This window comes from Dyadobacter subterraneus, assembly GCF_015221875.1.
Classification (GTDB): domain Bacteria; phylum Bacteroidota; class Bacteroidia; order Cytophagales; family Spirosomataceae; genus Dyadobacter; species Dyadobacter subterraneus.
This window is the reverse complement of sequence record NZ_JACYGY010000001.1, coordinates 5,336,180-5,351,695: the sequence shown is the minus strand read 5'-3', so window position 1 is coordinate 5,351,695 and position 15,516 is coordinate 5,336,180. Positions and strand designations below refer to the sequence as shown.

Annotated in this window: 11 protein-coding genes; 6 read left to right on the top strand and 5 right to left on the bottom strand. The window is 39.2% G+C overall.

What is annotated here, in order from left to right; all coding sequences use genetic code 11:
- Positions 1-10 precede the first annotated feature (10 nt).
- From IEE83_RS22425 to IEE83_RS22415, 3 genes are all read left to right on the top strand, one after another.
- Positions 11-2,503, top strand: coding sequence for a TonB-dependent receptor (locus tag IEE83_RS22425; RefSeq protein WP_194122721.1), 2,493 nt, complete (start codon positions 11-13; stop codon positions 2,501-2,503).
- Positions 2,504-2,696: 193 nt separating this feature from the next.
- Positions 2,697-3,146, top strand: coding sequence for a response regulator (locus tag IEE83_RS22420; RefSeq protein WP_194122720.1), 450 nt, complete (start codon positions 2,697-2,699; stop codon positions 3,144-3,146).
- An 81-nt stretch (positions 3,147-3,227) separates the two neighbouring features.
- The gene (locus IEE83_RS22415; RefSeq protein WP_194122719.1) at positions 3,228-6,434 is read left to right on the top strand and encodes a PAS domain S-box protein; all 3,207 of its coding nucleotides are present in this window, start codon (positions 3,228-3,230) and stop codon (positions 6,432-6,434) included.
- Positions 6,435-6,441: 7 nt separating this feature from the next.
- Here IEE83_RS22415 and IEE83_RS22410 read toward each other — a convergent pair whose 3' ends face one another.
- The 3 genes from IEE83_RS22410 to IEE83_RS22400 form a co-directional block, all read right to left on the bottom strand.
- Positions 6,442-8,556, bottom strand: coding sequence for an alpha-amylase family protein (locus IEE83_RS22410; protein ID WP_194122718.1), 2,115 nt, complete (start codon positions 8,554-8,556; stop codon positions 6,442-6,444).
- A gap of 125 nt (positions 8,557-8,681) precedes the next feature.
- Entirely contained in the window at positions 8,682-9,542 is an 861-nt protein-coding gene (locus IEE83_RS22405; protein WP_194122717.1) for a DMT family transporter, read from the bottom strand.
- 15 nt (positions 9,543-9,557) lie between these two features.
- On the bottom strand, positions 9,558-9,758 hold the full coding sequence (locus IEE83_RS22400; protein ID WP_194122716.1) for a YwbE family protein: 201 nt from the start codon (positions 9,756-9,758) through the stop codon (positions 9,558-9,560).
- 433 nt (positions 9,759-10,191) lie between these two features.
- On the opposite strand from IEE83_RS22400, the gene IEE83_RS22395 reads away from it, so the two are divergent.
- Entirely contained in the window at positions 10,192-11,370 is a 1,179-nt protein-coding gene (locus IEE83_RS22395) for an MFS transporter (RefSeq protein ID WP_194122715.1), read from the top strand.
- On the opposite strand, the gene IEE83_RS22390 is transcribed toward IEE83_RS22395, so the two are convergent.
- Positions 11,371-13,605 (bottom strand): FUSC family protein, encoded by a 2,235-nt coding sequence (locus IEE83_RS22390; RefSeq protein WP_194122714.1) that lies wholly within the window; start codon positions 13,603-13,605, stop codon positions 11,371-11,373. It abuts the gene before it with no gap.
- Positions 13,606-13,916: 311 nt separating this feature from the next.
- On the opposite strand from IEE83_RS22390, the gene IEE83_RS22385 reads away from it, so the two are divergent.
- Positions 13,917-14,399 (top strand): GNAT family N-acetyltransferase, encoded by a 483-nt coding sequence (locus IEE83_RS22385; protein WP_194122713.1) that lies wholly within the window; start codon positions 13,917-13,919, stop codon positions 14,397-14,399.
- Between the two features lie 24 nt (positions 14,400-14,423).
- Positions 14,424-14,975: a GNAT family N-acetyltransferase gene (locus tag IEE83_RS22380; protein WP_194122712.1), complete on the top strand. Its 552-nt coding sequence runs from the start codon at positions 14,424-14,426 to the stop codon at positions 14,973-14,975.
- Positions 14,976-15,051: 76 nt separating this feature from the next.
- On the opposite strand, the gene IEE83_RS22375 is transcribed toward IEE83_RS22380, so the two are convergent.
- Entirely contained in the window at positions 15,052-15,492 is a 441-nt protein-coding gene (locus tag IEE83_RS22375; protein ID WP_310588547.1) for an organic hydroperoxide resistance protein, read from the bottom strand.
- Between the last annotated feature and the right edge of the window lie 24 nt (positions 15,493-15,516).

The following is a 15,516-nucleotide window of genomic DNA, read 5'->3' as shown; positions in this document are numbered from 1 at the left end:
TAAACATTCAATGCGTACACCATTACAAGCAATTTCAGGATCGGCAAAAAGATTGATAACAGTGATTTGGGAAGACTATGTGTGTGGGGTAAAATCTGCTCCCGTGTTTTTGCTTTTTCTTTTTTTATTTTTCAATTCAGCTTTTGGACAAACAGGCGGCAAGTTTTCAGTGACAGGAAAAGTAACGGATACTCAAAATAACAGTGGATTAAGTTATGCCAGCGTTCGTTTATTTAAGACATCTGACAGCACTTTTGTCACAGGTGCGATTACGAATGAAACAGGCGAGTTTTCCATTGAAATTAATACCGGGTCGTATTATGCATTGACAGAATTCATTGGTTACAATGCCCGGAAAACTTCCAGTGTAAATGTCACTTCCCAAAATTCTCCATTAAATATTGGTACAATAAAATTAAATCCTTCGGCAAAAACACTGGATGAAGTTGTAGTTCAGGGTGAGAAAAGTACGATGGAACTGACTTTGGACAAAAAGATTTTTAATGTTGGGAAAGATCTGGCCAATGCAGGTGGAACTGGTGTGGATATTTTGACAAATATCCCGTCTGTCGCTGTTGACGTGGATGGTAATGTCAGTCTGCGGGGAAGCAATAATGTGCGTATACTCATTGACGGTAAACCTTCAGGTTTGGTAAGTCTGAAAGGCGGAAGTGGTTTGCAGTCTTTGCAGGGGAGTATGATCGAACGTGTTGAAATAATTACAAATCCATCTGCGCGGTATGAAGCCGAAGGAATGGGCGGAATTATTAATATCGTTTTGAAAAAGGAAAGAAAAGAAGGTTTCAACGGTTCTTTTGATATTATTACCGGAAATCCAACGAATTTCGGCGCAGCGGCTAACGTAAATTATCGTCGTAAAAACCTGAATTTCTTTGTCAATTATACGGTTTCATACAGAAATACACCTGGCAAAAATTCACTTTATCAGGAATTGTACCGCAACGACTCGACATTTATTACAGAAAAATACATGACCAGTCGGTTAAAAGGCCAGAATAACAGCGCCCGTGCCGGAATTGACTATTATTTAAATGACAAAAATGTTTTAACCGGATCTTACACCTATCGTCTGAGCAAAGGAAAACGCTTTTCAAATATTGATTACCGTGACTATCTGTCAAATCTGAATAATTTGGTAAGCACAACAAACAGAACGCAGGACGAAACAGAAACCGAGCCAAATTCTGAATACGCATTAACCTATAAAAAAACGTTCAAAAGAAAAGGACAGGAACTGACGGCAGATTTCAGATATTTGGACAACTGGGAAGATTCGGATCAATACTACAAACAGACCAATTTTAAACCGGACGGAAGCGCATCCGATATTCCATCGACCTTACAGCGCGCCGTGAATTATGAAACAGAAAAGCAGTTTTTAGCACAGGTTGATTACGTCCATCCGTTTGGAAAGGAAGGGAAATTTGAAGCAGGCGGAAGAAGCAGCACACGGAATATGACGAATGATTATACCGTAACCCAACAAAATGACGACGGTAGTTTTAGTCCGATTCCCGGTCTTACCAACGACTTTTTATACGAAGAAAGAATCAATGCGGCTTATGGAATTGTAGGAAATAAAACGAAAAAGCTTTCCTATCAGGCTGGATTGCGTGCAGAATGGACAGGCGTGACAACGACTTTGAAACAAACCAATGACGTCAATAAAAGAACTTATGCCAATTTATTTCCAAGTGTCCACGTGAGTTATGATTTGCCACGGCAAAATGCACTTCAATTGAGTTTTAGTCGTCGTGTCCGCAGGCCGCAGTATAATGATTTGAGTCCTTTTATGACATATAGCGACAACCGGAATTATTTCAGTGGAAATCCGGATCTGAATCCTGAATTTACCAATGCTTTTGAAATTGGTCATATCAAATATGTGGAAAAAGGTTCGATCAGTTCTTCGGTTTATTATCGCCATACCAACGGGAAAATTATCAGTATCCGTCGTGTTGAAGAGAATGGAGATTCTTATACCAGACCCGAAAATCTGGGGACAGAAAATTCTTATGGCGCTGAATTTACAGGTTCTTATACCTTATACCAATGGTGGAAACTGGATGGAAGTTTAAACTTTTTCCGTGCTATTACGAACGGTCAGGGTGTTGATTCCGAATTTCAAAGTGACACATACAGCTGGTTTGCCAGAACCACTTCCCGTTTTACATTATGGAAAAATACCGATCTGCAATTGCGAGCCAATTATGAAGCGCCCCAACAAACTCCGCAGGGAAAACGTAAGGCTTTGGCAACGCTGGATTTGGCAGCGAGCCGAGATGTTTTCAAAAATAACGGTACACTGGTTTTGAGCGTCACCGATGTTTTTAATTCCCGTAAATACCGGTCAATTCTGGAAGGTTCAAATTATTATGCAACCACAAGTTCTCAGGGAAGATTGAGACAAATCAACCTGACGTTGAATTATCGTTTACATCAGGCTAAAAAGAAAAAAGAACTTAATGCTGGTGAATATTGATAATGTACTTAAAGTCAGAAGATTATATTTTTGGTGAAATAATATATTTTCAGGATCGTTAAAAATATATCAAAAGTGTGATATTTGATTTGGGATTAACACTTTTGACTTTCTGATTTTTAAGAATTAGATTTAATATTCAGAGACGGGAGGTAGTCTGCCGCTTGCAACTTAATGTGAAAATTGATCAGGTATGAATAAAATTGAAAGAAAATACATTTTCCTGGTCGATGATGACGAAGACGACTGCCTTTTGTTTGAAGACGCTTTGAGGGAAGTATGTGATACTACTGAACTTCGTACAGCTAATGACGGAGTAGAATTGATGGATATTTTAGAAAATAAAATACCGCCAACGCCGGATGTAATTTTTCTGGACCTGAATATGCCCAAAAAGAATGGTTTGGAATGTTTGAGCGAAATCAGAAGTGAGGGAAAATATAAGGATATTCCTGTTGTGATTTTTTCAACAAGCGGAGAGGAGGAAACGATCAACAAGGTTTATGATCAGGGGGCTAATTATTACATTAGAAAGCCAGGATCATATCCAAAATTGAAAATGGCAATTCAGCATATTTTGTCCATAGACTGGCGCCAGCATCCATTTAAGACATTCAAGGAAAATTTTTATTTTCAGTTTTGATATCACTATTGGCACCATGTTAGCAGCAAGCTGGTAGAGAGTCAGACCCTTTTATTATTAGTGAGAAAATAGGATTGAAGCATGAATTTACTTGAACTGGATTTCGAAAGAGCCAAGGCAAAACACATCTTATTTAAAACACGGCTCAGATCAATGCTATATGGCGCTGAGACAGATGAGTCTTCTGTTACAAGTCACCATGAATGTGAAGTTGGAAAATGGATATATAATCATGCACTCGAAAAGTACGGGGATATTCCGGAGATGCACGATCTTGAAAAAGTTCATCATAAAATTCATGACTGCGCCAACGAACTGATTAACCTTTATAAAAACGGAGAAGTTGAAAAAGCGCGTGAAGGATTAACATCCATGGAATTTATTGCGGGCAATCTTACCACATTATTGTCCGTCGTCGAGGTTAAAGTCAACTCAAATAATAATGATCAGAACGAAAACGGGATTTCGGATCAGGTTAGCGTAAATTACAAAGAACTTCTTCAATTGCACGAAAAGCTGGTAGAGCTTGATGAACGGGTAAAAACTGAAATCGAAAACGCCGCAAAGGCAAAAAAGCAGGAAGACAACAGCGAAAGCAAGTTTCGTAATACGATGATGCAGGCGCCTGTCGGTATGATCATATTACGCGGACGGGAGCTGATCGTCGAAATGGCAAATGCAACTTATCTTGAAATTGTAGATAAAACAGAAGAAGATTTTGTAGGAAAATCCTTATTTGATTCTCTTCCGGAGGTAAAAGACCGTGTAAATCCGATCCTGCAAGGTATACTGACAACCGGCATTCCCTATTACGGAAATGAGTTTGAAGTGATTTTGCGCCGTTCCGGTATTAAGGAAACCTGTTATTTTAATTTCGTTTACCAGCCGCTTCTTGAAACTGATGGAGCCATTGGCGGAATAATTGTGGTTGCAACAGAAGTAACTCAGCAGGTAAAGGCAAAAAAAGCCTTGCAGCAAAGTGAAACCAGATTTCGGAATCTTGTAGCACAATCACAATTTGCCAAAGCAATTTTTGAGGGTGAAGATATGGTGATCAGCCTTGCCAATGAAGCAATGCTGAAAGATCTATGGAAGCGTGAATTGAAAGATGTGCAGGGGAAAAAACTTCTGGATGTTTTTCCTGAACTGATAGACCAAAAATTTCCGCAGATTTTGAAGGACGTTTATTTTAACGGAATTACTTACCGTGAGAACGAAGCGATGGCTTTTGTAGAAACGCCGGAAGGGCCGAAAATATATTACCTTGATTTTCAATACGCTCCAATCCATGAAATTGACGGATCTGTTTCCGGTGTCATGGTTTCAGTTAATAATGTGACCGAAAAAGTTGAAGCCAGGCAACAGGTTAATGACGCGGTGGAAAGACTTAGACTTGCCACAGAGGGAACACAACTGGGAACCTGGGATCTGAATTTAAAAACCCGGCAAGTCGTTTATTCTCCAAGGTTAAGCGAATTGTTTGGACAGCCGGAAACCAAAGTTCTCACCCATTGGGACCTCCGCGACCAGATTTATGCTGAGGACAAAGATATTATTGAGCAGGCTTATAAAATAGCTTTCAAAACCGGGATTTACTATTATGAAGCCCGTGTGGAACATCCGGATCATTCTTTGCACTGGGTAAGAACTCAGGGTAAGGTAATTTTTGATCAGGATGGGAAACCGCATCGTATGCTTGGTACAATGATGGATATTTCGAAGCAAAAAGAAGCAGAGAAAATCATTGAAGAAAGTGAAAAACGATATAAGGATCTGATCGAAACGCTGCCTGTTGCGGTGTATACGGTTGATGCTGACGGCCTGGTGAATTTGTACAACAAAGCTGCGGTGAAGTTATGGGGCAGAGAGCCGGAATTAGGCAAAGATCTGTGGTGCGGATCTTATGAAATGTATACGCTGGATGGCGAATTCCTTCCGCATGCTGAATGCCCGATGGGACCGGCGTTGAGAGAGAAGCGTTCATTGACGGCAGAGGCTTATGTGAAACGACCGGATGGAACTTTGAGACATGTTATTGCAAATCCACAGCCGATTTTTGATAGTGCCGGAAATGTAACAGGCGCGCTTAATGTGGTTATTGATATTACCGATCGAAAAGAAGTTGAATTTGCTTTAAAAACGAGTGAAGGAAAATTCAGGACTTTGGCAGACTCGATGCCGCAGTTTATCTGGACAGCTGATATAGAGGGAAATCTTAATTATTTCAATCGGGCTGTTTTTGATTATTCAGGTTTAAAATTTGAACAAATTCAAAAAGATGGGTGGCTGCAAATGGTTCATCCGGATGATCGGGGAATAAATATTCAACTGTGGTCGGAAGCGATCGGTTCGGGAAAAGAATTTGTTCATGAGCATCGTTTCCGAAAATTTGATGGAGAATATCGCTGGCAGTTAAGTCGTGCTATTCCTCAAAAAGATACGGACGGCGTAATTCAGATGTGGGTTGGGACGAGCACGGATATTCACGACAGTAAATTGTTTATTGATGAACTGGAAGCCAAGGTTCAGCAGCGTACACGGGAGCTGACGGTCACAAATGATGAATTGATCCGTACAAATATTGAACTGGGGCAGTTTGCTTATGTAGCCAGTCACGATTTGCAGGAACCGTTACGTAAAATCCAGACGTTTGCGACAAGGATCATGGAAACTGAAAAGAATAATCTTTCGGATCGCGGCAAGGATTATTTTAACCGGATGCAGGCGTCTTCTACCCGGATGCAGCAGCTCATTGTTGATTTGCTGGCTTTTTCAAGAGCGAATGCGGTAGAAAAGAATTTTGAGCATACAGATCTTAATCTTTTATTGCAAAATGTACAAGAGCAGCTGAATGAAAGTATTCAGCAGAAAGGTGCTATCATCACTTCTACGAATTTGCCATCACTGAACGTAATTGTGTATCAGTTTGAACAATTATTTACAAACCTGATTACTAATTCACTAAAATTTGTGAAAAACGGTGTTCGTCCGGAAATCAACATCACTGCCGGAATTATTGCGGGAAGAGATTTGGAATATGTGGAAGCAAACCCGGAAAACGATTATCATTATCTTTCCTTTTCCGACAATGGAATTGGTTTTGATCCGCAATTCAAGGAAAGAATATTTCAGGTTTTCCAGCGTCTTCACAACAAAAACTCATACGAAGGAACAGGAATCGGCTTAGCGATATGTAAAAAAATTGTTGATAATCATCTTGGGATTATAACGGCAATCAGCAATCCGGATGAAGGAGCAACATTTATTATTTATATTCCTGTTGCTTAAATATGACTTATTTATCAATCACAATACCGTCAAAAGCTTCAAGTTTATCAACTTTAAGTTCCAGAAATCCATCTTTCCAGGTATGAATAACAGGTTTCCCGCTTGTCATTGAAAATACCCTGGAAGGTTTAAAATCTGATTTTACTTTGAATTTAATTTGATAAACAGGTAATGGAGGGAAATACGTATTCCCACTAAATCCGGTCAGATTGATCAGGTGCAAAATCATTCCGTTTTCCTTACCTGGTGTATTAACACCCGGCGTATTCTTACTATATTTTTGAAGAATTGTTTCAATACGTGCGGGTGCATCAGTTTGTATTGTTTGTGCTGCTTCCGGATAAATATAGTTGATTACATCCAGCATAATATTCTTGTGTTCTTCATAACCATGCATATAGTATAACCTGCCAATATTGACCGGCATTAAAACGGCTTTACTTTTCGAATGATTTTTTATACCCAAAGCAAAAGAACCGATAGGGTCATGTCCGCCAATAATTTCCGGAGGACCGGGTCTTCCTTTTGCCAGAACAGGAAGTAAAGTCTGATCTGCATTTTTGAAATCATACAATCCCAGATTAAATTTCCAGAACACCATTTTCTGTTTTGTGAAATGTTTGAAAATGGATTTGTTTTCAGGATTGAGATAATTTCCCGCACCATCATTATCAAGCGTCACAATTTTTGCGCCGAATAAATCTATTAATATTTCCGGTGTGTCAAAAAACGCTTTGTTGGTAGCGATCAGGTTTGTTCCGTTGGCTGATGCTTCTTTGATTATGTCTAGCGATTTCTTGCTCAAATATGTGATTTCAGGCAAAATGATCAGTTTGTACTTTTTTACTTTCGCTTCCAGATTTTCAATTTGTGCGTCTTCAATGATATCAAAAGGAATGTGTGCCTCTTTCAGCATCAAAACGATTCCGCGATATTCCTGCATGGTTGGTCCGCTAGGCCAGGAACCCGGAGCAATCACAGCGATTTTGGCAACTGACTTATACTTTCCAAAGTACTGTTCATGTTTTTTATGATGTGCATAAACGGTTTTGATCACATCATAATTTCGCTCATCTTCATACCCACGCATATCTCCCATCATGCTGATATCCAGACCTGAACCGTTCGCAATATTTTCATAAAGACGAATTCTCACTTCTTCGGGCTCAACGGCATTGTATCGTGATTGAAATGAAATCTGCTGAATACTTGCGTTGCTGATAATATGATCCGGATAAGAATTTACAGCATTACCAACGTTATCAGAAGCCGTGTAAGGCCAGTAAGGTAAAACGGTACTGCTCTGGGATTCATGCCGGATGATATCAACATATTTGTCAAAATATGTACAAACAGCAATGTTGGTATTTTTAGATTTTACTAAGGTATTAAGTCGGTGCGACCAATCTTCAACCGTAAATTTTTTAAATTCCAGATATTTTTGAAATAACGGATCCGCCTTGTTTTCCTCAGTTGGTAATGCCTGTCCATTTGTATATTCAGCAAAACGTTTTTGGTCATATTCGTTCTGGTCAATTCCATGATATTTTCCTTCGTACGGATTGTTGACCTGATAACCCGGCATATTCAGAAAAATGCCGTCAACCGGGAATTTGTCAATAACTTCTTCAATAATTTTGAAAGCTTTTTCCTGGACATAAGGCGCATTAATGGAAACGACGTACATATCCGTATTGATAATTCTTTCACCTTTTGGAGAAATATAACACCAGTCGGGATGTGTCTTGAAAATACTTTCATGTATCCTGCTGAAATCGAAACGGACGATAACTTTGATGCCATTCTCATGACATTTTCTGACTATGTCAGCCAGCATATTGTTATTTTTCAGAAATGGATTTCGGTAATGAAAATCGAGTTCGGTAGGGTAGAAGGCCATAATGCCTCCTGCGTTGATCAGGAGCGTATTGGCAGAAAAATTTTCAAGATCTTGTAGTAATGAATCAGGATTTAGCGTTGCTGCTTCGTAGGCTGGCAAATTAGTCTGGATGACACGCAGATTATTCTTTTTCCACCAGAAAGTTGTATCTGTCTTTTGTGCAAAAACATGTGTATTGAAAAGAAGAAAACAGATCAGAAAACTTAACGGCTTACTTTTCATTTGGCGCTTTATTATTTCTAAGGAATAAATGTATTAAAGACGCTTATTCTGGAATATACTTGCTGGCCTTTTATTTAACCGCAATAGACGCGATCGGTTTTCGCAATGGGCACAATGGATTTTGATCAGGATGTGGTTTTCTTTTTTAGGAAAGTGATGCCAATTCCTGCGAGAATGATGATTCCGCCGATGATCATTTGGAAGGAAACTTTTTCATTGATGAATAGCCAGGCCATTAATCCTGTTACAACGGATTGGCTTAATAAACTTAACGAAACGCGTTGCGCATCCAGTTTTTGTACTGCATAACTAATAGTGAGCCAGCCAAGTAATTGGCAGATTAATCCCTGAACACTCAAAACTGCCCAGATTGTTGGTGTGAAACTCCATAATTGCTGGCCAGTTGCCAGACAAATAATAAGTAAATAAATACTGGAAACCGACATACTGTAAACCATAAAACTGACGATTTTCATCCGGTTCAAAACCCGTTTGCTCGTAATCATGTAACTGGCATACAAAAGTCCGGAAGTTAGCGCCATCAGGAATCCCTTATCAAATCGCATTTGGGTGAACGTGTCGAAACCCATCAGAATTACCATGCCTGAAAGCGCCATAATGGTTCCGATCCAGAAATGTTTTCCCGGTTTGTCATTCAAAAAAAGTGCAGAAGCAATGCCAACCCAAACCGGTGACAAATTTGAAAGTAATGTTGCTTGCGTCGCGTTGGAATAATGGATTGATAAATTCCAGATTGCGATATCACTTCCAAATAAAATCCCGCAGATGAAGATTGGAAGCCATAAAGATCTGTCAGGTCTTTGGAGCTGATTTTTAATTAAAACATATGGCAATAAAACGATTACCGCAATCGACATTCTGTAAAATGCAGAAGTTAACCCCGAAACCGGCGCCCATTTCACCAGAACCGGAAAAATACTGATGGAAATAACACCGATAATAAGACAGATCCGGGGATTGAGCATGCTGTAATTTTGAAACTATCCGATAATTTTTACGCGTCCAACTTCACCTGTCGCCAGTCTTACTTTTATACCATGCGTATGTTTTGGCGCGCTTGTTAAAATGTCTTTTACAATTCCCTTGGTTAATTTTCCGGTGCGCTGATCCTGTTTCAAAACAATAGATACTGCAAGTCCCGGTGTTATATTGCTCCGCTCGGTACCTGATAATGCATTCATAAATACTGATTTCGGTTATTGATAAAACTTATTTTTTTTCCAAAAGTAAAATAAATTGACTCTGGAACATCATCTCACGTTATAATCATTGCTTTAAAGTTATATAATTATATTTTTCCAAGTTGTTGTGGTGTTGTCATAAATTATGTAACTCAGAATAACTTTTCAGTTTCCGCTTGATGAAACAAATGAGATGTGATTAGTCTTAAAAATTCTTTGAAAGATTTAATAAAATTTTATTGCAAATAAGGCTCTTGAATTCGTCTTGAACACATTTTGAAATATAGGCGTTACCTTTCCTGTATAAAAGAAGATTTTTGGCTTGTTTAAAATACTCGCCTGAAATTATGAAATATTGATTCTCTGTTTTGTGATAGAAATTTAACAAAACAAAGAAATGTCGATCTGAAATGTTTGCTGTAAAATATTAAATATGAAAAAGAGCGTATTAACCCTTACCCTCGGTGGTTTTGGAATTGGCATGACAGAATTCGTAATCATGGGAATTTTGCCGGATATCGCGAAATCACTTGAAATAACAATTCCCGAAGCAGGTCATTTGGTATCGGCTTATGCCCTTGGTGTTGTTGTTGGGGCTCCGTTATTGATTGGTTTTACAGGTAGCAAACCGCCGAAAACAATTTTGTTATTGTTGATTATCCTTTTTACTGTCTTCAATACAATTTCTGCTTTTGCCCCAAGTTATTATATGCTTTTGCTTTCCCGTTTCTTTTCCGGAATGCCACACGGAGCATTTTTTGGTGTTGGTGCAGTGGTAGCCGGCCGACTGGCAGAACAGGGAAAAGAAGCCAGATCAGTTTCCCTAATGTTTGCAGGATTAACAATTGCAAATCTGATCGGCGTGCCGCTGGGAACATTTATCGGTCATCATATCAGCTGGCGGATTACGTTTATGATTGTGGGTGTAATCGGTTTGCTGACAACCACAAGTATCAAAATCTGGATGCCTTCGCTTGCGGTTACAAATACAAAAGGGTTGTTAAGTGAGCTGAAATTTTTCACGCGTCTGGACGCGTGGCTGATTGTCGCGGTTATCGCAGTGGGTACAGGAGGATTCTTTTGCTGGTACAGTTACATCGCTCCGTTGTTAACGGAAGTGGCAGGTTTCAGTGACGATTCCATCATGTATATTCTCGTTTTAGCCGGATTGGGTATGGTCGTTGGTAACTTTATTGGTGGCCGGCTTGCGGATCGGTATTCTCCTTTGTATACTTCTGCCGGCTTGTTACTCGCTATGGCGATATCTTTGACGATATTATATTTTGTTTCTCACAACCAGATATTGACTCTTGTTTCAACATTTATCACTGGCGCAATTGCATTCGCCATGCTTTCGCCTTTGCAAATGCTGATGATTAATACCGCGAAAGGAGCGGAAATGCTTGCGGCCTCTGTCAGTCAGGCGAGTTTTAATATTGGAAATGCCCTAGGAGCATATCTTGGTGGTTTGCCAATTGCGGCCGGTTTAGGTTTTAATTCACCGGAATGGGTAGGCGCAAGTCTGGCCATTGGCGGAGTGCTGGTTTCTTTTGTGCTGATGTTTCATTTGAAACAAAATAAAGAAGTTCGTTTGCAAGCTGTTGAAGTCTGATCAGACTTCAACAGAAATCTTGTTCAGGATTTTAATTTCGTCAATGGTAATCGTACTGATCAACTCAAATAGTCCATTGATGGTTTTTAAATCAGATAGCGCTTTTCTGGCTGGCGACTGAGCAGATTTTTCAATTCCCATTTCCTTAATTTCTTTTTTCCGGATTGTTAAAAGCTCGATTAATTTCTGGTTTTGAGGAAGCGATTCTTTAATAACTTCCGTTCCTATATTTTGTTCTCCTTCAATAACTTTAATTGCCGTTTCGAACTGGCGGTCAATCTGCCGGATCATCGGTTTAAATTCTTCAGATAAATAACTTTGTCCAACCGTTTGTGCATAAGTTGATAGGGAAGCAATGTAAGAAGTTAGCATATGGCTTGTAGCAACAAACTGGTGATGCTCTTCCATTTTTACCTGTTGTTTTTTGGGTTCAGAAAGCATGCGTTGGAAATTGTCTGACAGGTTTGCCATCGCAATAATAGCCTCTTTTCGGTGCAATTTTAATTCACCAATATTTAAAGCAACTCCTGTAAAAATTGTCGAAACATTGTCGAAATACTTCCTGTTTGCGTCCAAAGCTTCTTTCATGTACTGCTTGATCTGCGTATGTTCCCAAACCGGAAGTACATATGACGAAACGAAATATGCGATAATGGATCCAATGACGGTATCAATCACACGATCCTGCAAAACGGCTGTAATATGCTGTGGATTTAAAAAGTTAAACCAAAGCAAAACGTAAAGTGTAATTCCAGTGGAGGCGACGAAATAATTGATTTTCAAAAAACTGTATGCACCGATCATGGCGAGCATCATAATAATAAAAATGACCGTATCATCCTTGACCAGATAAAGCGTCATAAATCCAATGAATGCGCCTAAAACGGTTCCGCCGATCCGGTATATATTTCGTTGCTGTGTAATGCTGAATGCCGGTTTCATAATTGTTACAATGGTCAGCAAAATCCAGTAACCATGCCCTACATCAAAAAACAAGGAGCCAAGAAATCCAATAATCAAAGCCAGCGTAACCCGGAATGCATGGCGGAAATGACTTGATTTGAAGGAAAGATTATCTAACAGAATTCTTGGAGAATACTCCTGTTTTGTGATAAAATCGTCTGTTTCAAGATTTGGTTTGTAATCTTTGCTAAGATCAACATCGTAAGCTGTTGCCCGATGCAATTTCTTTATCCGCTCCGTAATATCCTGGATACTATTCAAAATCTGGCGTAACATGATAAAATCTTCCACATTATCATGTGTCATCCTTCGTTCACGGATTTTGTCAAACGCAAGCTGGCATTTATTGAAGGCCTCATCCAGATCATGTTTTGGTTTAGAGGGAAATCCACCTTGTACAGCTAATCCGATTTGCAGAAGTTCAGCCGCCAGCCAGCTGATGTAAGTACCAAAAAGTCGCAGGATTTTGGTATCATCAAAAGCTCTGTGCAGGTTGGAATAATTTTGCTGGGAGTTCAAAATCCGCTCCATTAAATCAACACTATCTAGAAACATCAGCATCAAAATCCGGCTGGTATTTGTTGATTCTGATACGATTTGACGTGTTTTGAAAAGAATTTCTCTTAGCGTTTCATGATTTTCGCGTAGAATAACCTGTTGATGGATCATTTGGTTAAACAATTCATCATAGTCCGGTTTGGCAAAATAATAACCTGCCTTAACTGAAAGTAGTTTTCCCAGCTCTACAAAGTTTTCTCCAAGTAATTGCTGGATCAGTTTATAAGGACGGATTTTTTGAAGAACAAGAAATAAAATCAGGTACCAGATTCCACCCGCAGAAAAAACAAGCGCATTGTGCAGCACCATTTCCGGGCTGATGTGATCATCAATATTGAAAACAAAAACGAGCAATGATATCAAACCAATACTATTGGCGCGGTTTCCATAAACACCGACCAGCGAGAAAAACATACCAAAAAGTATGATCTCAATAAATGAAACAAAATGTATGTGTCTTGAAAATCCGGTAACGCAAGCGACGACAAAGCACGTCACTATGGCGATCATCAGGGAATTTCTTCTACGATGCACCGGACCTGGATTATCTGTGGTTCCAATCAACAGAGTACCTAAGGGAAACGCAATCAGGTTGTTCAGAATACCGTAATGATGAAAGATAAGGCACGGAATAACAGCTCCTAACGTGAGCCGGATGCCCGTGGAGAGGTAGTGGCTGGAAATAAATTTCTTAAACTCATCAAGGTAATTCATGCAAAAGATAAACGGTGGCTAATTCTTTACTTCCAATATCAACTTTAAGTTTGACAAAAACGATACCTGAGCCAAAATTTTATTCTGCACAAGCTCACTTTTCGCAGGCTTTGTTAAATTTTGCAGAATGGATCCGAAGCGTAGTTGGGGACTTGTTTTTATTCCTATATTGATCCTCTGACCCGGTTTTTGCTATAAAATAAAATGATTTTAAACCCGGCTTGATCTTTACGTATAAGCCTGTGGCGTGATTATTTTAACCGGAAAGCAAGTCAACTTACATTACATTTAACATTAATTGAATTGATTTTATGAATATCAGAAAGGCAATTGATCAGGACCGTCATGAGGTGTGGGAAATATTTACAGCGGTAATTCAGACGGGTGATACGTATGTCTTTGCACCGGATACGGCGAAGGAAGATCTGGACAAACACTGGTTTTCGCCTTACATGGATACATATGTTTTGGAAGAAAACGGAGAAATTCTGGGGACTTATATTATCAAACCGAATCAGATTGATTTGGGATCGCATATTGCGAATGCGTCCTACATGGTACATCCGAAAGCGCAGGGCAGGGGAATTGGAAATTTGCTTTGTGAACATTCATTGATGGAAGCGAGGAAATTTGGTTTTATGGCGATGCAGTTTAATCTGGTGGTAAGTACAAATAAAGTAGCCGTTAAACTTTGGCAAAAATTCGGTTTTACTATCATTGGGACAATCCCTGACGGTTTTAATCACCTGACACTTGGTTATGTTGACGCATTTATTATGTATCTTAAACTATAAATTTACATGAACTGGTAACTTTCCATGCTCACATTTAATTTCGAAACCTTCCCCGTTCTTGAAACAGAACGGCTAGTATTGAAAGCGATTTCAATGGATTTTGTAGCAGATATTTTTCAGCAGCGAAGCAAAAAAGAAGTCATGCAGTACATTGCAAGACCGTTGCTTTATTTGAAAATACAGGCAGAAGATCTGGTTAAGAATTATCAGTATTTGTATGAACAAAGAATCAGTATTTCCTGGGCAATTACGCTGAAAGATTCGGGTCAGATGATCGGGACAGTAGGTTATCCAAGAATTAATAAGGACAATTACAGAGGAGAAGTTGGTTATTCCCTTGATCCGGATTATTGGTACAAAGGGTATATGAACGAAGCTTTGGAAAAAGTGCTGAAATTCGGGTTTGAAGAATTACGTTTTCACAGTATAGAAGCATTCATTCACCCCGATAATAAATCTTCTTCTAATCTGGTAATAAAGCATGGATTTGTAAAGGAGGCTTATTTTAAAGAGTATACTTATTTTGAAGGTAAATTTCTGGATGTGGAAGTTTATTCATTGATTCAAAAAAAATAAATATAAAATTAAAACGCAACAAAAAACCCGTTTGCAGAGCGCAAGCGGGTTTTTTGTTACAACAAAATTTATATTTCTATTGAGCTGTCAATTCGTTCGTTGTTGTTTTTAAAGTCACTTCAACATTGCCCCGTGTTGCATTAGAATACGGACAAACCTGATGTGCTTGTGCAATCAGATCGTCAGCAACCGATTGTTCAACACCAGGAATATTTGCTTCAAGGGTAACCACAAGTCCAAAACCTTCCGCTTCATCTTTGCCGATTCCTACATGTGCTGTAACCGTTGTCATCCCGGTTGTCACTTTATTTCTCTTAATGATCAAGCTTAACGCACTATCAAAACAAGCGGCATAACCTGCTGCAAACAATTGTTCCGGATTGGTATAATCATTATTCGCGCCGCCCATTTCTTTCGGGATACGTACTTCAAGGTCCAAAACTCCGTCAGATGAAGTTACTTTTCCATTTCTTCCGCCGGTTGCTGTTGCAGTTGCGGTATATATTGCGTTGATCATCTTCAATTGGTTTTTAGTGGGTTA